This is a genomic window from Brevibacillus sp. HB1.1, assembly GCF_013332445.1.
Taxonomy (GTDB): domain Bacteria; phylum Bacillota; class Bacilli; order Brevibacillales; family Brevibacillaceae; genus Brevibacillus; species Brevibacillus porteri.
The window spans coordinates 1-18,751 of sequence record NZ_JABMIV010000015.1 but is presented as its reverse complement, the minus strand read 5'-3'; the positions used below and the strand labels follow the sequence as shown (position 1 = coordinate 18,751).

The following is an 18,751-nucleotide window of genomic DNA, read 5'->3' as shown; positions in this document are numbered from 1 at the left end:
TAAGCAATGGTGGTCTATTTTTTGATGAGCACGGCGCTTACCGGTTAACACAAAAGCCAATCTGGAAATCAGATTGGCTTTTTTCTGTTTCTATACAGTCAGGCACCTGCACAGATAACGCCTCATAGCATAGTGAGAAGTTTTTGAATGTAACAGGAAGGATGAATGCCATGTCGCAAGCCAATATTCCCAATATTACTCCCACCATTACTATAACGAGAGACGATGCTATCAATCTTCTCCTTACTTCCATCGCCATCGAAGAGCTCAGCCTCGGGCATATTATTAATGCAGAAGCAGAAAAATTGCAATATGCCATTGGTACATTACCAGGTTTGACTGTTCCTGCTTCGTTAAGCGATCTCCTTTTGGTGAATACAAGCGTACGCCAAACCTTGCAAGACGTTGCGAAAAAAGAAATGCTCTTGCAATCGAAACTGGACAACATCCTGTCTGTTCCATCCTACAGCACAGGTGGTATAACGGGGGCGACGGGCGTTGGTGCTACCGGACCTACTGGAGACACTGGGGACACTGGCGCTACCGGACCTACTGGGGCTACCGGGGCTACTGGCGCGACTGGACCTGCTTTCACCGCAGAAAACTTCTCTGGCTTCTTATCAACTGTGACCCTTTGCGCATCTTCCCAATTAATTAACTGGTCAACGGCCAGCCCCTACTATGGCAGCCCAAGTTTCAACCCTCTAACTGGCACTTACACAGTACCAGCGAATGGAACTTACTCCATAAAGGCAACCATTAACTATGAAACGACCGCAGCCATTACCGTTAACTTAGACGCTGGAATTACTCCCGCATTTGTCGTGCAAAGAATAACTCCGACCGCAACGGATTTGATTATTGCCGATTTCCCTGTTCTCAACGTAAACGTTGCGCTCGTACTCACATTAAGAGCCATTCTGGGGGCAGGAACCGTCACACTCGCGGGTGACGTTCAACTCAATGCAGGTGATACACTCGGTTTGTTCTATGTTGCCAATGGTTTGACCATCAACCTCAACTTAGGTGGAGGAGGCGAGGGCATCGTCTGGTCCATTCACCGTCTCACCTAACAAGACTTTGCCTTTACGAAAAAAGCTGACTGCATCTAACATGCAGTCAGCTTTTTCTTGTCCGTTACATTCCCAGCTTACACCTTTTTCACAAATTCCGATTTCAATTTCATTGGACCAAAACCATCGATTTTGCAGTCGATATCATGGTCTCCGTCAATCAAACGGATATTTTTTACTTTTGTCCCGATTTTCACAACCAATGAAGTCCCTTTTACTTTGAGGTCTTTAATGACGGTTACGGTGTCGCCATCGTTCAAGACGTTTCCATTTGCATCCTTGATGACCTTGTTATCTTCACTGTTGTCGCTGTCTGCTTGCAACGTCCACTCATGGCTGCATTCCGGGCATACCAGGGAGCTTCCATCTTCGTACGTGTATTCTGAATGACATTTTGGGCAATTTGGCAATTGACTCATCTTTGATATAACCTCCATTCGATACTGTCCATTCTACCATAACTAGCCTGAAAAACCTGGCCACCTAACCAGTAAGCCCCTCGTCCCGTGCTTTTTTAACGGCCTCTTCGCGATTCTTTACACCCAGTTTTGCATAAATCACTGTAGTGCAATTGCGTACCGTTCCTTCTGAAAGAAAGATTTTCTCCGCGATTGTTTTCATGCGAAGCCCCTCTACTAACGAGGCCAATATGCCTCTTTCCCGTTCCGTCAATCCATAGGGACACTCGCGTCCTTGCTTTTGGCGAAGCCCATTCAGCTCTTCTTGCTGCAAGCGCATTTCTTTGAAAAGGACATCCGCAATCTTATGGTTAATCAACGCTTCACCCTGATGAACAACTCGTATCGCCTCTACGAGCTCGACCGGACTAACCGATTTTAACAAGTAGCCATTCGCGCCTCTCCCTAGCGTTTCTGTCGCAAGGGCTGTTTCTTCGAAGGTCGTCAACATAATGACACGCATATCCGGCCACTGCTCACGTATCGCTTGTAGTGTCTTCGCCCCGTCCATGACAGGCATTTGAACGTCCAAAAGTACGACGTCGGGCTTTTCTTTTGGGATAATGTCCAGTGCCAGCAAGCCGTTCTCTGCGACCCCGACCACTTGTAAATCTTGCTGATTCTGTAAAACGAGTTGCAAACTTTCCCTCACAATGGGCTGATCATCGACGATCAGGATACGTATGCCTGCACTTGGTACAGCCTGCATAGCTGGCAGACTACAAATGACCGTCACACCTCCTTCGTCCATACAATGGATCGATAATCGTCCCTGGAGTGCTTCCAGCCTTTCCTTCATCGATTGCAAACCAAATCCGAATTCGATCGTCCCATTTCCTTCCCCATTATCTTCGACCTGCAATCGGATCAGAGCTTCTTCAAAGTAAAGTCCCACTTGAATTTGTGATGCTTTTCCGTGTCGCACAGCATTGGTCAGTGTTTCTTGCAAGCAGCGGTACAAAGTCAGCTTCACGGAACGGCTCAACGCATACTCAGCGCCGTACATACGCAGCTTGACGGATACCCCTGTAGCCACTTGAAATTGCCCGATCAATTCAACGAAGGCGGACTCCATGGTCGTAGCAGATTCATAGCCATTATGAGCCCATTTGTGGAAAATCCCTCTGGACTCATCCAAACCTTGTCGGGCCATCTGCAAAAGCATGTCCAGCCGACTAACCTCCGCATCTGGTATTTTAGACCGAAGCATCTCCATACCCATAATGAGCGATGTCATCGTGTGTCCGATCGTGTCATGCAGCTCTCTGGACATTTTGTTCCGTTCTTCCAGCAGCGTGATTTCCTCCACCTGGGAAGTGTATTGCTCCAATATCTGGTTCTGGTGTTGAATAATCAGGCCTTGCTTGTGCATACGGCTAAGCAATTGAAAGGCAAAACCAAGCGCATATGCCGCGAAATGGTACACAATTAGATCGCTTACGACTATAGGCTCGAAAGCAAACCCAATTGCCTCGCCCACAAGAAACGGCATCGCCGGAATCACCAAAATCGCCAATGGTCCCGTCCAGCGATAAGATCGTTCCACACTGTGATATCCGATGAGAAAAGCGATGGGGATAAACTGCCACCTTACTCCTTCAAAAAAGAAGTTCAAGGCAATGCACAAGCCTCCACTCAAAATAATCTCAGCGAACAAATATAAGTTACGAGAGTATCGACGCAAACAACTGGGGACGACAAGCACTAAGAACGAAACGATCAATGTAATCACTATCGGATAAGGCAATTGATCGTGATGGCGGACAAAACCAAGAATAATCGTCAATCCCCACATAAAGTGGATGGTGAAGATCATCCAGTCGACCCATAACCATCGTTTAACAAATGCAAGCAATTGGCACACCTCATCTACACCCAAACTTTTTCTCCATTATATTATCAGATGACGACCAGCTACTATCACGATAAACAATGACATTCTGTTACTTCTCACCGTGACACTCCTCATCCTATACTCATCCCTGTCGCTGGCCTTACAACAATTGACTGACGCAAAACGCGAAAGGTGATGAACATGACATTATTTGCTCTACGAAAATGGTTTGCCGTTCTGCTCGTATCCTGCCTCATGCTGATACAGCCTCTATCAGTGGCCAATGCTCGCTCGCCGCTTACTGCTCCTTCCATCGAACAAGTAGTTGATCCCCTCATGCAAAATGAAATGAACAACCTGCATATCCCAGGCGCAGCCATTGTCATTACCCAGGGAGATCGTATCATTTTTAAAAAAGGCTATGGTTTTGCCGACGTCGAACAGCAAATCCCCGTTGATCCTGAGCGTACGGTGTTTCGAATCGGTTCCGTGACCAAGTCGTTTACCGCTACTGCAGCGATGCAGCTCGTGGAACAAGGCAAACTTTCCTTACGCGAAGATTTGAATACCGTCCTAAAAGACTACAAAATTACCAATAATCGTTACGGCCCAATCACACTCCACCACCTGCTCACACATACAGCCGGTATAGATGAAAAAATTTATAAAAGAGACAACCGTCAGAGTGTGATACCGGAATTCTCGACCGAGACCGTAAATGAAACGCTTCAGATGCAGGAGACGATTTTCACGCCTGGCAGCAAATTTCAATACAGTAATGCGGGCACCGGATTGTTAGGAAGTGTAGTCGAACAAGCTTCCGGTCAATCTTTGCATGATTATATGCGGGAGAATATCTTCCGCCCGCTAGGTATGAATTCCGCCGAATTGTATCTCCCGCAAGACAGGAGCAATCTGGCTAAAAGCTATTATTACGACGGAAACGGCTATCAAACGATTCCTTACTCGGGGATTATTTTCCCAGGGAGTGGTGCTGCTAATATGACACCCGTCGACTTCGCCCCCTATATGATCGCCCATCTTTCTGGCGGCAGCTATAACGGCACATCTCTGCTCAAACCAGAGACTGTCCAGCTTATGCATGCCCAACAATTCGCGGCCCATAAACGCATGTACGGGATCGGCTACGGCTTTTTTAAAGGAGAGACGAAAAACGGCATTCCTACCCTATGGGCAAACGGTGGAATTGATGGCTTTATCTCGAAAATGGTGCTGATTCCCTCAGAATCAATCGGCATCTTTGTTACGGTGAACGCCACGCATCCGGGCTTGGAGCTGCACGGTAAGGTCGTGAACGCGTTTACCGACAAGCTACTGACAGAGCAAGTACGCAAGCCCCTAACTCCTGTTGATGGCACCATAGACGAAATGAAAAAGCTGGAAGGTCAATATCTGCTTACCCTGACGCCCGAGAATGGCTGGGGCAAAGGGCTTCGCCTGCTCAGCAGCTACACCTACACAGTGAAGGCATTGGAGGCGCAGACGATATCCGTGACTGGTTTGTTCCAGAATGAAGGACAGCAATCCCTTGAGAAAAAGTTTGTGCAGGTAGACGATCATTTCTTTCAAGAGATCGGCGGTGAGGAACAGCTATATTTTCACGAGGACCAAGGGAAATTTTATATGACAGGACCGATGAACTTTTCACTTCCTCGTATCTCCTTCATCGAAAGTCCGCCTGTTCTCCTGGCTCTGTATGTGATTCCCGGAATCGCGTTCATCCTTCTTTCGCTCGTCTGGATCGCTCGTGTCGGGCTACGCAAATGGCGCAATCAATCGCACGCTATTTCGAAGATCGTTCCGATTATGGCTCTGCTTCATAGCTTATTTTTTATCATCCAATTCACCTATGCAAACGCAGAGCTTGTCTATGGCTACCCGGCCTTCTACCAAGTGATTGTCGCATCCCTACCGATTGTTTCGTTGGTCATTGCCGCTTATTTGCTCCTGCGAATCGGAACAGCCAAGGAGCGCGATCGCTGGAAGGTAGCGAATAGTGTAGCAGCGGTACTCTCCATCCTGTATACTGGCTATTTATTTTACTGGAACTTTCTTTCGATTCATTACTCCTAAGACTCCGATGCCGCAACTGAGCTTTACAGTTGCGGCATTTTTTTAAGCATAATGTTTGATCCAAAGAACTAGGATTAAACTAAGCCGCATAAGGAGGAACGAACCATGAGTACTTCAAGCTTAAAAATCGGGATTATTCTGGGTAGCTCTCGCCCAGGTCGAGTCAGTCCCCAAGTAGGTGCGTGGCTCAAAGGAGTTGCCGATCAACGAGGAGATGCAGCGTATGAAATCGTTGATATTGCGGACTTTCACTTACCGTTCTTTGGCGATCCGAGTGGTGAGCAACAAGTAGCCGCATGGGCGACAAAGCTATCCAGCCTGGATGGATTCGTATTCGTTACCGCCGAATACAACCACAGCATCACAGGGGTATTAAAAAACGCACTCGACCTCGCCCGCAAGGAATGGTACAACAAAGCGGCTGGTATCGTCAGCTATGGTTCGTCAGGCGGAACTCGTGCAGCAGAGCACTTGCGTGGAATCCTGGGGGAATTGCAGGTGGCCGACGTTCGTACACAACCTGCCTTCAATCTATTTACTGATTTTGAAAATTACACGGTCTTTACACCATCCGAATTGCACATCCCACATGTAAACGACATGTTAAATCAAGTGATTAGTTGGTCAACGGCATTACAATCGGTTCGAGACTAATAAGAAAACCTCTATCGAGGCCTTTTCAAGGAGGAGCGACCGCGTTTTAGCGGAAAGTTTCCATGCGCTCCGGAATTTATTTTATAAATTCCTATACGTTAGAAAAATGACTAGCAGTGATATCTGCTAGTCATTTCTTTTTCATTCCTCACTCATATCGCAACGCATCAATCGGATTGAGTCTGGCTGCCTTATGAGCCGGATAGAGGCCAAAGAAAATACCGATGGCACTGGAGAACCCGAAGGCGATTACGATACTTTCCCACGATAATAGCGGCGGCACATCGACATATTGCGAGGCAAACATGGCTGTCCCGATGCCGAGCAGCACCCCAATCGTTCCACCAATCAAGCAGACGATCATCGATTCGATCAAAAACTGTAGCATAATATCTCCGTAACGCGCGCCTAACGCTTTGCGAATGCCAATTTCCCGCGTCCGCTCCGTGACAGATACGAGCATGATGTTCATGACGCCAATCCCACCGACAAACAGCGCAATCCCGGCTGCAACACTAAAGATCGTGGTGAGCGTGCCGGAAAAGGAATCCATCTCCCCCAGTGCGTTCTCAATACTATCGATTTGGTAGTAGTTTTCGCGATCGTGCCTGCGGTTTAAGTATTTCTCTGTCTGACTCTTGGCTGCTTCCATCGTTTCCTTCGACTTGGCTTTTACGGTTATCGTATGAACGTACTTGTACCCGTCCATATTGTGCAGAAAGGTAATCGGCATATAGGCACCCTCTGATCGACCAGCCTCAACCATCAGCTTGGCTTCCCTTACCACGCCAATAACGATGACGGATGCTGCTTTGAAAGTCAAACGCTTGCCAATCGGGTCTTCACGTCCGAAAAGCCCTGCCGCTAATTTTTCGGTTAAAACGATAACCGGCTTCCCCTCTCTTACTTCCTTCGCAGTAAAATATCTGCCTGCAACTAGTTTCAAGTTGGGTTGAACCTTTAACAGATCCTCATTTGTTCCTTGTATACTTGCGTCCTTCCCCTTTTTCGGGCCACGAATCGTTCCAAAAAGATTTGTGAACGGCACGGCCTCTTCAATGTAGGGCGATTGTTGGGGAAGTGCATAAGCATCCTCCACTGTCAAATCAGTAATCTTGCTTCCTTGGTCCCACCAAACAGTAACGCTGAAATTAGTAGCACCCAGCTTCTCCAACTGATCGGTATAGGCCTGTTGACTGCCGTTTCCTAGTGTAATTACAGCAATAACAGACATGATTCCGATGATGATCCCAGACATCGTCAAGGTAGCTCGGAGCTTATTTGTTCCAATCCCTTCCAGAGCCGTACGAAAGCTTTCGAGTAAATTCACGTGAGGATCACCTCCTCGGACGCAGTAGCAAACAAGCGCTCCTCCACTCGCTCATCTCGGATGATATGACCATCTCGAAACGTAATGACCCGTTCGGCATGCTGGGCGATATCCGCCTCGTGCGTGACGAGCAGAATCGTTACCCCTTGCGCATGCAGCTCCTGAAAAATCGCCATGATCTCGATGCTGGAACGACTGTCCAGATTCCCCGTCGGCTCGTCAGCAAGTAAAATCGCAGGCTGGTTGACCAGCGCTCTGGCAATGGCGACACGCTGTCTTTGACCGCCGGACAGCTGCGTCGGTTTATGTTCCATCCGCTGGCCGAGTCCGACACGCTGCAACGCCGCTTTCGCTCTTTTTTTGCGTTCTGTCATGCCGACGCCCGCATACATCATCGGCAACTCTACGTTTCGCAGCGAAGTAGCACGTGGCAACAGATGAAACGATTGAAAGACAAAGCCGATTTTTTGATTGCGTACCTGCGCCAGCCCACTATCCTTCAATTGCGTAACATCAATTCCATCCAAGACATACGATCCGGAGGTTGGCCGATCCAGACAACCCAGCATGTTCATAAACGTCGATTTTCCGGAACCAGAAGGTCCCACGATCGCCACGAATTCACCTTGAGCCACGTGGATATTGATATTTTGCAAAGCAAACAATTCCAGCTCATCCGTCTTGTATTGTTTGGTTAACCCCTCAATGGTCAGCATATGTATCCTCCTTTACCCCGCAAACTCTTCGGGAGATGCTTGGAAGATCACTTCATTTTCTTGCAAGGTTTCCGGTGGATTCGCTACCAATTCTTCACTGCCATCCAATCCGCTTTCAATTTGGATAAACAATTCACTTTCAATTCCAGTCGTCACTTTTTTCTTCTTGGCCTTGCCATTTTCCACTACCCAGACAAAGAAAGATCCATCTTGATCCGTCACGACTGCCTCAATGGGGACTTGCATAGCGTTTGCTGCTTTTTGCAGGACGATGTTCACATCCACGTGAAAACCTGGCTTCAAATACTCCCTCGTCTCATTTAGATGAACAGCGACTGGCACTCCCGTACTCTCTCCACCCGGCTCTTTGCTGGTTACAGCCATAGGAGATATGCGCAACACCTTACCTTGCAACTGTTCTCCGCCTAAGGAAATGCCTGAGACCACCGCATCCTGTCCGATTTTGATTTTACGCAAGTCAGATTCTCCAACTGCTGCTTCGACCATAACATCATTGGTATCTCCAACCGTGAGAATTTCCTCGCCTTTACTTAGGTACTTCCCTTGTTTCACCTTCATGGAGAGCACCGTCCCCTCAATCGGAGACACGATGCTGCTTTGCACACGTTGCTTTTCATATTTTGCTTTTTCCAAATTCAGCTTTTGAATTTGCGCCTCGTAGGAGCGAATCTCTGCCTTGTCTGGCCCTTTTTGCTTCAAAAGTAAATCTTGCTTCGCGACCCTTACTCTTGATTCCGCAGTCTGTAGCTTTTGCTTCGCCTCCTCTACAGCCTGTTGGGTAGACACACCTGCGGTAAACAGCGATTGCGTTCGCTGGTAATCTTTTAATGCCGTTTGGTATTCGCGTTCATGCTGGGCAAGCTGCTCCTGCATTTTCGTGACTTCCTCAGGCTCCACACCTTTGGAGAGCTTTACGATATTCGCTTCCTGAATGGTGATCTGTGCCTCGATATCCATGATTTCATTGCTGACATCGGACATGTCGATATTGCCGATCACCTGCCCTTTCGTCACTTTGTCTCCCTCCTTGATGGAGAAATTCCGCAGTTCTCCTGCATAGTTAGCGAACAATGTATGTTCATTTCGTACTTTGACCATGCCCGACGTCAAAATCGTGCTTTCCAAGTCGGCCGTTACCACCGTTGATAACATGACAGGAATGCCATTCTTCTTTTCGCCCGAAGAAGCCGCATAGCCGCCAAGCCCAGCGACAAGCACGCCTACCCCCAGCCAGATCCACAAACGCTTTTTCATCCTTCCTTACCTCCCCAAAAACTGTAAGCTCCGGTCATCTTTGGCCAATCCAAAAACCCCACTTCTTCCTTCGCAGTTTCCACCCTGGCTCGTCACCCGATCAGGATAAGAAAAACTTTTAAAAGAAAAAGTGGGGTAATCCTTAAATTTTTTTAAAGTGAGGTAGTCTGTTCGTAAGGTAAGCGTATTTCAAAAACGGTGCGGATCAAATTGCTTTGCGCAGAAATCGTCCCTTCGTGGCGCTCGACGATATTTTTGGCGATAAATAGCCCAAGACCTGTGCTTCCGTTTTGATGGCTTCTGGCCTTGTCTCCCGTGTAAAACATTTCGAAAAGATGCGGCAGATCTTCCGGGGGAATCTCGTGACCATAATTGATAATCTGCACAACGACCTCGTCACCCGCAAGAAAACCTTTGATATCAACAAACTGACCATCGTGCCCGTAGCGGATGGCATTGGTCATGATGTTCTCGAAAACGCGTGCCAAGAGCTCGCCATCCCCGTAAACCGTCAATCGTGATGCCACATTCATTCTGGCTTCCAACTGATTTTTCTCCAGGGAAGGATATAGCTCCTCGTTTAACTGCATGAGTAATTCACTCAGATCAATCAGGTTCTGTTGGAGGGTGAGCATGCCGTAGTTCATTTTCGTAATTTCGAAGAGCTCATCGATCAGCTTTTCCAAACGCTGCGACTTGGTAAAAGCAATATTCGTGTAATGCCTGGCTTGTTCCACCGTTAACTGCTCGTCCCGCAAAATGATGTCCAAATACCCTAAAACAGAAGTCAGCGGCGTTCGTAGGTCATGCGCCAGGTTCAAAACCAACTGATCCTTGCTGCTTTCGGCAAAATCCCCTCTTTGTACAGCTTCCTGCAATTTTTCACCCGCCAGATTGATGTCCTTGGCAATATCTGCGAACTCATCGTTCGACGGTATTTGAACATGATGGGTAAAGTCGCCATTTGCAAGATGATGAATCCCTCTGGAAATCTCCTGAAAATAGATGGCATACCTTTTGGTTAGCAAGAAGAAAAACAAGATGGCTAGGGGAACAAAAAAAATCAAAAAGAAGTAAATGTCCCCTATTTCTCGCATAAAATAGCGAATCGGCGCTAAAATGCTTTCCATCTTCACCTGTGTTCGATAGTAAAGCTGAAGCGCTTTAAAGATCACATAGGTAACCGCACCGGATAGAAGCAGACTTAGGCCCAGAAGCTTGACCATTTGGAACCGAAAGCTTCGTATCATGTTATCCATGGAATGAATACCCGACGCCCCAGACCGTTTTGATCCACTTGTTCTTGGTTTTTTCTTCACCCAGCTTCTTTCGCAAGGTGCGAATGTGCACCATGACTGTATTGCAGCCTTCATAGTACGCTTCGCCCCACACCTGCTGGAAAATATTATCCGCACTAAACACCTTCTTGGGATAGCTGGCCAGCAGGTAGAGAATATCAAACTCTTTCGGCGTTAACTCAATCGTTTCTCCGTACAGGCTCACGGTTCGCTGCTCAGGGTAAATGACAAGTCCACCTGCCTCTAAGACCTTGTTACTCGCTACTGCTACTGCTGGTTGATTCAGCTGCTTAAAGCGTCGCAGCTGGGCATTCACACGAGCGACCAATTCCATTGGATTGAATGGCTTGGTCATATAATCATCTGCGCCCATCACCAATCCGGAAATTTTATCCAGATCGGACGTCTTGGCACTCAAAAAGATAATCGGCATATTGTGCTGTTCACGAATGAGACGGGTGACCTCATAGCCATCCAGCCCAGGCATCATAATATCGAGGATTGCCAAATCAATCGAATGCGTCTGCACAGCTTGGAGTGCTTCCCTTCCATCCGCTGCGATAATTGTGTGGTAACCTTCTTTTTTCACATGCAAGGCAACGAGCTCAGCAATCTCCGCTTCATCGTCGGCGATCAATATGGTGACCTGCTTCATCGTTTTTCCCATCCCTTTTATACATTTGCTACCATTATAGCAGGTATGAAAAAACATTTCTGTTATCTCACCATGATAACGTTCATACAATTATGGATAATAATTACTTTCAGTTTGTTTTGACTTTACCGACTTTTCTATATTACTATATTCATGTCCATATCATATCTATCATAAATATACTTGGGGGTAATTTATGAAAAAACTAATGGTTGCTGTTGTTTCTAGTTTGTTGGCACTCACGGTAAGTGCATGTGGCACTGGCACGGATCAAGCTTCCTCAACATCTGGGCAGTCGGGTGCCAAGAAGTACGTTATTGGTACAGATGCAACATACCCACCCTTTGAGTTTGAAAAAGACGGAAAGTACGTGGGAATTGACATCGACCTGATCAACGCCATCGCCAAAGAAGAGGGCTTTGAGGTAGAAATTAAGCCGATGGACTTCAAAGGAATCATTCCGGCTGTTCAAGCGAAGCAATTGGACGGAGCCATTGCCGGAATCAGCATCACAGATAAGCGCAAAGAAATTTTAGATTTCTCTGAACCTTACTATCAAGCAGGTCTTTCTCTGGTCGTACGTGAGGACAACACAACGATCAATGGGGAGGCAGATTTGGCTGGCAAAACGATTGCCATCAAAAAAGGCACGACTGGTGCGACCTTTGCTGATGAGCTCGGGAAAAAATACGGAGCGACTGTCAAATACTTCGACGATAGCCCTTCCATGTTCCAAGAAGTTCAGAACGGCAACGCTGATGTGACCATCGAAGACTATCCGGTTATCTCGTATAAAATTACGGTAGACCCTGCTTCCAAGCTAAAAATTGTAGGCGACCGTCTCAATGGTGACCACTACGGCATCGCGGTTTTAAAAGGCAACAAAGAGCTGCAAGACAAACTCAACTCCGGTCTGAAGAAGCTGAAAGAGAATGGAAAATACGATGAAATCATCAACACCTACTTGAGCACCAAAAAATAAAGGCGCGAGACGCGCCTTTTTTTCACCTTAGAAAGAATGGAGTTGTCCAAATGAGCAGTAGTTGGGATGTCATTGTCGATGCGCTTCCTGTCTTGGCCCAAGGCTCTGTGGTCACGCTAAAAATAACGGTCATTTCCCTGTTTTTTGCTCTCTTAATCGGATTGCTTTTTGGCTTGATGAGTACAAGCCGGTCCAAAGTGCTTCGCGGCATTGCAACCGCTTACGTTGACTTTCTCCGCGGCACACCGCTGTTGGTTCAAATCTTCTTTATTTATTTTGGATTACCGCCTGTCCTTGATATCAAAATTCCAGAGACAACTGCGGGTATTCTTGCGCTCAGTCTCAATGCCGGAGCGTACCTGGCTGAAATTTTCCGAGGAGGAATTCTCTCCATCGATAAAGGGCAGATGGAAGCTGCTCGCTCCCTGGGACTCACGCACGGAAAAGCTATGCGCCTAGTTATCTTGCCCCAGGCTGTTCGCCGCATGATTCCTGCTTTCGTCAACCAATTCATCGTGACGCTAAAAGACACCTCGCTCTTAACGGTCATTGGTATCCGTGAACTGATGAACAGTGGTGAGATTATCATCTCTGGCAACTTCCGCTCGTTTGAAATTTGGGCAGTAGTAGCGGTCTTCTATTTCCTGATGATCTACATCCTCAGTCTGCTATCTCGTTCCCTTGAGAGGAGGTTCGCGAAATGATTCATGTGGAGAATTTAAAAAAGAGCTTTGGCTCGTTGGAAGTCTTAAAAGACATCTCGACTACCATTGAAGAGCGCGAAGTTGTCTGTGTCATCGGTCCCTCCGGCTCGGGAAAAAGTACGTTTCTGCGCTGCCTGAACCAGTTGGAAGAGGTGACATCGGGCAAGATCACCATTGAGGGTGTGGAGGTTACTTCCCCCAAAGTGGACATTAACAAGCTGCGAGAGCGTGTCGGCATGGTGTTTCAACGGTTCAATCTATTCCCGCATCTCACTGTATTGGAAAACATTATGCTCGCACCCAAGCACATCAAAAATTCAGAGCGTCAGCAAAATGAACAAAAGGCGCTGGAATTGCTGAAAAAAGTAGATTTGGCGGACAAGCGAGACGTGTATCCAGATCGGTTGTCTGGTGGTCAACAGCAGCGCGTAGCCATTACCCGGGCGCTCGCCATGGACCCTCATATCATGTTGTTCGATGAACCTACCTCTGCACTCGACCCGGAAATGGTAGGGGAAGTTCTTCAGGTGATGAAAGATTTGGCCAAAGAAGGAATGACGATGGTCGTGGTTACGCATGAGATGGGCTTTGCCCGTGAAGTAGCCGATCGCGTGATTTTCATGGATGGCGGATATATTGTAGAGGAAGGCAAGCCTGCCGAGATTTTTGACAATCCCCAGCATGAGAGAACAAAGGCGTTTCTCAGTAAAGTGCTGTAAAACAAAACAAGCAACGGGCATGATCGATTCGTCATCTACCATGCCCGTGTGTTTTTCCCTATGAAGTACCGCCAGCAAAACGCGAATTTTCAACGTTAAGGGAAGATGGACACAAAAACAGCCGGTTTTCACCACGTTAAGGGGTACATCCGAGATACGAGTAATTCTGGGTCACACACTTACAAAAAATGGTGATTGCATCTATTTGGAGCAATTTCAAAAAGCATGCTTTTTGAGGGCGACCGCCAACATTTTAACGGAAATATACGCTAAAGACGTTAAGCCGCATAAAAAGCCGATTTCTCTTACTCTAAGCGAATGACCGCTAAACATCATTATCGGTCATCAGCATGCCAGAAAACGGCCAGTTACGTCCGCTAATGCTAAGCGTATAAATCGGTCAAAATGTTGGCGCTACCCCTTTGAACACAAAAAAACCCGACCGGAGTCGGGAGCAAATTGGCTTACCATGGGTCAGGATAGTGTTTTGCAATCGGAGGTTCTTTACTTAACGTATCTACCCCAACTGGTACGACAAATAACGCGGATAAAATACATAAAGACATCATCAACTTTTTCACGAGTATCACCCCCTTGCGGGTTTAGGTATTATGTACAGTATACAATATTTCCATTTTTTGGAGTATGTCAAAAGGTAAATTTTCCTTGTTAGCTGTATAGTATTCAAATAAATACCCAATGCTTTTAATCGCTTCTTCCAATTTCATCATTTTCTTATAATACATAGCACTTTCTAATAAACTGGCACACCCCATATCTAAATCGCCTTTTTCAATGTAAAAATTCCCTTTTGCGCGAAAATATAAACCTAGATGAGTACATTGGTTCGGTGTACCAACGTTAGTCGGCAAAAATGACGATTCTGACTGAAAAATATCTACGACCCCCAACTCATCACCTAATCTTGTATAAATATCCAGCAGATCATTTACCACTGGTAACTTTTCGTTTTGCGGGCGCATGTGCAAGCAATCTAATAATAATGGTACTGCCTTTTCAATATCATCCGTAGTCTTTGCGTATAATATAGCTCGAAGATATTGAGATTCTTTCTGTACATTTAAACAATCTAATTGTTCATACGCATCCAAATATACTTTAGCAAGAATATAGTCTCTTAACTCAATGTAAGCGATGATAATAGCTAGGTACGCTTTTGCTGTCAGCTCATCTCGCTTATGATCTTCATTAATACCTTTCTTACATAGATGAATGCACTCTTCATGACATCCTCGAAATAACGCATGCGAACCCAACTTATAGTAAGTCATAACCCTTTCATCCACGTGTAGATATGAAATATAGTGCAATAACTCCATACCTTCTATATACGACTCGTCCAATTTTTTAAAGCTATCACGTTGAATAAGATATTTCTGATATAACGACCTGGCTAAAAATACAGGGATACCATGTTCGCGCGAATACTGAGAAATCACACCATATATTAAAAATCGAAATTCTATATTTTCCGTATTTCCCGCCAATTGATAAAGATAATCTAACGAAAGAAACGTGTTGCTCTTAGGGCATTCTAATAGCTTAGATGCGATTTTTTGCGTAAGAACGGCATTCCCCTGATTGATCGCCGTTTCCAGCAATAATTCAAACGTTTTAGTCCTTTTAATTTTATATAAATATGGCATAACCGCCTCGTACAAAGATATGTCTAGCGTTTCAGCTAATCGAATTACATTCCGCATATTTGGCAAAGTGAGAGAGTCTGTTTCGATCTTACTGATCGTGCCAGAGGATATGTCTGTTTTTCTAGATAACTCCGCTAAAGTCAGCCCCGCCTCTTCTCGATACCTTTTCAAAACGCAGCCAAACGACGATCTCATTTCCGCCATAACCACAGCTATTAACCCCCAATACAATTCCCTTTTTATGGATACTACTATAGCACGTGATTCTATCGAGAAAATAATTTTTCCAGTTTTTCTATATTTTCTACAAAAAGGAAGTAAGGTTATTTTTAGAAATTATGGTACAATTTGGATATTCTATTAAGGAGGAGCTTTCACAACGGGCAATGCCCATTATAGTCAGAAGCGTAAAGATGTAGAAACATGAAAAGAGGGATAGAGAAGCCTATGAAGAAATTTAAAAGAGTATTAGTGCCTTTCGTCGTGTTCTCATTATTAGTTGCTCCAGTGTCAGTCTTGACGCCAGCATCTGCTAAAAGTACAGAGAAAATCGCTGAAAGTATTTCCGAGGAGAAAAAGAAATACGAAAAATCTTATGAGAAAGTTGACTTTAGATTTTCAGAAAAAATTTTAGAAGAGTTGACTCAATATGAAAAAGATCACCCAAAAGCGACTGAAGATGAAATTAATGAACATTTTTTGGAATTGTGCGAAATATACAACAATGATAACCAAAATATAAAGAACCTGGCTTCAAGCTCTGATGGTGATTGGGATGATTTCTATGATTATGCTGATGGAGTAGTTACACTGAATCCAAAAGAGCAGGCATTGTATGATCAATCGCCGTCAAAAGGATTTAAAGCTCTTATGGCAGGGAAAGGGGCATGGAATTATACAGAACTAGCTTTCGGTAGAAATGGTACTGATGAAGAATCAGATGCTTTTCGACATGCATTATGGAACATGTGGATAGTATGGGCAGTGAATGATAGTTGGGCAGAAAAGTGGACGAGTGCACACGAAGATGGTGCTTCCTATCAAAACAAAAAATCTTTAACATATAAAATGGATATGCACAATAATGAAGAAGGACGATACAAAGCAGCACAAGAGGGGATAGACAGTAATAGCAGTCGTTCAGACGTTAAAATTGCGATTGATGAGTTATACAAAAGCGGAAAGCTTAAAAAAATAAATAAACCAAACAAAAAAGAGAGTACCTGGACACTAGAGAGATTTACAGGTAAAGAAGAGGATTATGTAGATCAAGATCTTCCCCCTATTACGTAAGAAAAAAGAGAATCAGGAATGATTATTCCTGATTCTCCTTTTTGAAAGAAGGTGATATTTATGAAGAATAAATTAATCGTGTCTTTGGCTGCAACAGCAATAGTTGTGGTGCTAGTATTTGGATTTTTATATGTAGGGACTGGAAACGATTACTATAGACTTTCTGATGGACCATCTTCAGAACAGATAGAAGCTTTAAAGAGTAATAAAATTGATTATATGATCAAAGAAGACGGATCTTTATGGATAAGAAGAAGTGATGAATTGAAAGTAGCACAATGTTGTACATAGTTATGTTGAGTAACCAAAATGAGAGATACAACAGCAACCGGATTTATGAATGGTTGCTGTTTCTTTTCCATCAAAGGAAAGCCGTAGCACATCTAGGGGTACAGCCGAGATACGAGTAATTTTGGGTCACAAGCTTACAGCAATTGTCATTTTTCGAATGCAGTTTGTGACATGGCAGGAGAATTCGATAAAATCAACATTTGGAAATAAAAGTAAGACTATGACCCATTTTTGCATGTATCTCGGCTGTACCCGGTTAAGGTGTAATCGGCTGTTTTTTCGTTCCAAAGCGAGAATTCCCTTTCTCTTCCTCATGAAGTATCATCTTTATTTCTTAACTTCCAATTCTGACTTTAATTTATCTAAATACCGAATCTGATCCGCAAGTGGGGATGATACCAAATCTTTAAACAACGGGATATTCCTTATCCACTCTGCTTCTTGGTACATTTTTTCAAACTCCTGAATCACCTCTTTATAGGCAGCAGTATTCTTTTGGATCTTTTCCACCTTCTCCGAATTTTATGAATCCCTTAACGTTGTAAATCCGCGTTTATCTTAACTCCAATGTGACAATCACTGTTAATTCAAAGGTTGTCACATTGTTTACATGTATTCAAAGTAGCTTTAAGTTGTTTAATTATCTCTGTTCGAGGAAAAGAGTTAGGCTAATCGATCTTTATAAACCAAGAACCAGTCAAGAACACAAAATAAAGTGTTAGACTGTTTTTTTGTTTATGACACTATCGATCCCTCTAGCTCAACAACCAACGGATTTCTGCAACACAGAAATACTTTCCTTGAGGAACGCTTTATTTTTTTCAATTCCCCTGTTTTTACACCAGACAACAGCACTAAAAGCATCGTAAAAATCATAAAAGGGAAGTATTGTATCCAATTCCATTATGGGACGAATTGTTGAATATCCCTCTATATACGAAACTCTTCTTTGAGGATTTACTTCCCAAACATATCGATTAATTTTTGTAAAATCTATTTCTGAAGATCCTCCCCGTGCACTTTCAAAGTCAATAATTCCAACGACCTCATTATTATTTGTTAATATATTTCCTGGTCGGAAATCCATATGAACAACGCAGGGTCTATCAGGATGAGGTAATGCTGAGAAGGCACTCTCAAAGTGATTAATACATTTTTCGAAAAGTCCTCTCTCAAGGACTTCCTTACAAGGTTCTTTCAACTTTTCAAAGTTATTTTTTATGTATAGTCTCCAATTATTTTCATTAAGAAACTGATAACCTTCTACACCTTCAACACCATACCCCGGCATTTTCACGTCATGCAGCTTGGCATGATACAGCCCAATTTGAAATGACAGTTCATCGTCAATTGTACCTGCACACGGTATTCCTTGAATCTGAGATAGAAGTAAGGCACCAGAAATAAAGTCATTCCCACCCCAGAAATCTAATACTTTTGGAACCGGTATTACCTCGCACAACAATTCAAGCATACGATATTCACGAAACAGTTTATCCCTATTATAAGGGATCTTCGCATATACAGTTTCGCCACTAGTAAGATTCAGTTTGTATACTTGTGAACTAAAAGACTCAGGAACATTATCTATACTTAAAACATTAAGGTTAAATCTTCTTATGATCGTTTGTATTAAGTTCAAAGCGCACCTCGCGTGTTTAGATTAGTTTACTTACCATATCCACATTATTTTGAACTATCCTGCACG

General features: G+C 44.6%; 18 protein-coding genes. 8 read left to right on the top strand and 10 right to left on the bottom strand.

Features of this window, described 5'->3' with window-relative positions:
- The first annotated feature begins 170 nt into the window (after positions 1-170).
- Complete coding sequence (locus tag HPY27_RS26910; RefSeq protein ID WP_017246720.1) at positions 171-1,073, top strand: alpha-helical endospore appendage domain-containing protein; 903 nt, start codon at positions 171-173, stop codon at positions 1,071-1,073.
- Positions 1,074-1,150: 77 nt separating this feature from the next.
- Here HPY27_RS26910 and HPY27_RS26905 read toward each other — a convergent pair whose 3' ends face one another.
- Both HPY27_RS26905 and HPY27_RS26900 read right to left on the bottom strand, forming a co-directional pair.
- Positions 1,151-1,492, bottom strand: coding sequence for a zinc ribbon domain-containing protein YjdM (locus tag HPY27_RS26905; protein ID WP_017246721.1), 342 nt, complete (start codon positions 1,490-1,492; stop codon positions 1,151-1,153).
- 64 nt (positions 1,493-1,556) lie between these two features.
- On the bottom strand, positions 1,557-3,410 hold the full coding sequence (locus HPY27_RS26900) for a hybrid sensor histidine kinase/response regulator transcription factor (RefSeq protein WP_174226396.1): 1,854 nt from the start codon (positions 3,408-3,410) through the stop codon (positions 1,557-1,559).
- Positions 3,411-3,566: 156 nt separating this feature from the next.
- Here HPY27_RS26900 and HPY27_RS26895 point away from each other — a divergent pair, with 156 nt between their 5' ends.
- Both HPY27_RS26895 and HPY27_RS26890 read left to right on the top strand, forming a co-directional pair.
- Positions 3,567-5,459 carry a serine hydrolase domain-containing protein gene (locus tag HPY27_RS26895; protein ID WP_174226395.1) on the top strand — a complete coding sequence of 631 codons (1,893 nt, stop codon included), beginning with the start codon at positions 3,567-3,569 and terminating at the stop codon, positions 5,457-5,459.
- Between the two features lie 105 nt (positions 5,460-5,564).
- Positions 5,565-6,113: an NADPH-dependent FMN reductase gene (locus tag HPY27_RS26890; RefSeq protein ID WP_017246724.1), complete on the top strand. Its 549-nt coding sequence runs from the start codon at positions 5,565-5,567 to the stop codon at positions 6,111-6,113.
- 148 nt (positions 6,114-6,261) lie between these two features.
- On the opposite strand, the gene HPY27_RS26885 is transcribed toward HPY27_RS26890, so the two are convergent.
- The 5 genes from HPY27_RS26885 to HPY27_RS26865 form a co-directional block, all read right to left on the bottom strand.
- A complete protein-coding gene (locus HPY27_RS26885; RefSeq protein ID WP_017246725.1) occupies positions 6,262-7,443 on the bottom strand; it encodes an ABC transporter permease in 1,182 nt (393 codons plus the stop codon).
- Entirely contained in the window at positions 7,440-8,159 is a 720-nt protein-coding gene (locus tag HPY27_RS26880; protein WP_017246726.1) for an ABC transporter ATP-binding protein, read from the bottom strand. The genes HPY27_RS26885 and HPY27_RS26880 overlap by 4 nt, the downstream gene beginning before the upstream one ends.
- 12 nt (positions 8,160-8,171) lie before the next feature.
- Entirely contained in the window at positions 8,172-9,434 is a 1,263-nt protein-coding gene (locus HPY27_RS26875; RefSeq protein ID WP_017246727.1) for an efflux RND transporter periplasmic adaptor subunit, read from the bottom strand.
- 152 nt (positions 9,435-9,586) lie between these two features.
- Entirely contained in the window at positions 9,587-10,693 is a 1,107-nt protein-coding gene (locus tag HPY27_RS26870; protein ID WP_017246728.1) for a sensor histidine kinase, read from the bottom strand.
- On the bottom strand, positions 10,686-11,387 hold the full coding sequence (locus HPY27_RS26865) for a response regulator transcription factor (protein WP_026042904.1): 702 nt from the start codon (positions 11,385-11,387) through the stop codon (positions 10,686-10,688). The genes HPY27_RS26870 and HPY27_RS26865 overlap by 8 nt, the downstream gene beginning before the upstream one ends.
- 196 nt (positions 11,388-11,583) lie before the next feature.
- Here HPY27_RS26865 and HPY27_RS26860 point away from each other — a divergent pair, with 196 nt between their 5' ends.
- From HPY27_RS26860 to HPY27_RS26850, 3 genes are read left to right on the top strand one after another with little or no spacing between them, the layout of a single operon-like run.
- Positions 11,584-12,369 (top strand): transporter substrate-binding domain-containing protein, encoded by a 786-nt coding sequence (locus tag HPY27_RS26860; RefSeq protein ID WP_173623470.1) that lies wholly within the window; start codon positions 11,584-11,586, stop codon positions 12,367-12,369.
- A gap of 50 nt (positions 12,370-12,419) precedes the next feature.
- Positions 12,420-13,073 carry an amino acid ABC transporter permease gene (locus HPY27_RS26855; RefSeq protein ID WP_017246731.1) on the top strand — a complete coding sequence of 218 codons (654 nt, stop codon included), beginning with the start codon at positions 12,420-12,422 and terminating at the stop codon, positions 13,071-13,073.
- Positions 13,070-13,792, top strand: coding sequence for an amino acid ABC transporter ATP-binding protein (locus tag HPY27_RS26850; protein ID WP_017246732.1), 723 nt, complete (start codon positions 13,070-13,072; stop codon positions 13,790-13,792). The genes HPY27_RS26855 and HPY27_RS26850 overlap by 4 nt, the downstream gene beginning before the upstream one ends.
- Positions 13,793-14,394: 602 nt before the next feature.
- Here HPY27_RS26850 and HPY27_RS26845 read toward each other — a convergent pair.
- Positions 14,395-15,663 carry a helix-turn-helix domain-containing protein gene (locus tag HPY27_RS26845; protein ID WP_026042905.1) on the bottom strand — a complete coding sequence of 423 codons (1,269 nt, stop codon included), beginning with the start codon at positions 15,661-15,663 and terminating at the stop codon, positions 14,395-14,397.
- 243 nt (positions 15,664-15,906) lie between these two features.
- On the opposite strand from HPY27_RS26845, the gene HPY27_RS26840 reads away from it, so the two are divergent.
- Together HPY27_RS26840 and HPY27_RS26835 are read left to right on the top strand one after the other, a co-directional pair.
- Positions 15,907-16,752, top strand: coding sequence for a DUF6973 domain-containing protein (locus tag HPY27_RS26840; protein WP_017246734.1), 846 nt, complete (start codon positions 15,907-15,909; stop codon positions 16,750-16,752).
- 60 nt (positions 16,753-16,812) lie between these two features.
- Positions 16,813-17,043, top strand: coding sequence for a hypothetical protein (locus HPY27_RS26835; RefSeq protein ID WP_017246735.1), 231 nt, complete (start codon positions 16,813-16,815; stop codon positions 17,041-17,043).
- Between the two features lie 327 nt (positions 17,044-17,370).
- On the opposite strand, the gene HPY27_RS26830 is transcribed toward HPY27_RS26835, so the two are convergent.
- The gene (locus HPY27_RS26830) at positions 17,371-17,553 is read right to left on the bottom strand and encodes a hypothetical protein (RefSeq protein ID WP_017246736.1); all 183 of its coding nucleotides are present in this window, start codon (positions 17,551-17,553) and stop codon (positions 17,371-17,373) included.
- Positions 17,554-17,803: 250 nt separating this feature from the next.
- Positions 17,804-18,685 (bottom strand): aminoglycoside phosphotransferase family protein, encoded by an 882-nt coding sequence (locus tag HPY27_RS26825; RefSeq protein ID WP_017246737.1) that lies wholly within the window; start codon positions 18,683-18,685, stop codon positions 17,804-17,806.
- Positions 18,686-18,751: the final 66 nt, after the last annotated feature.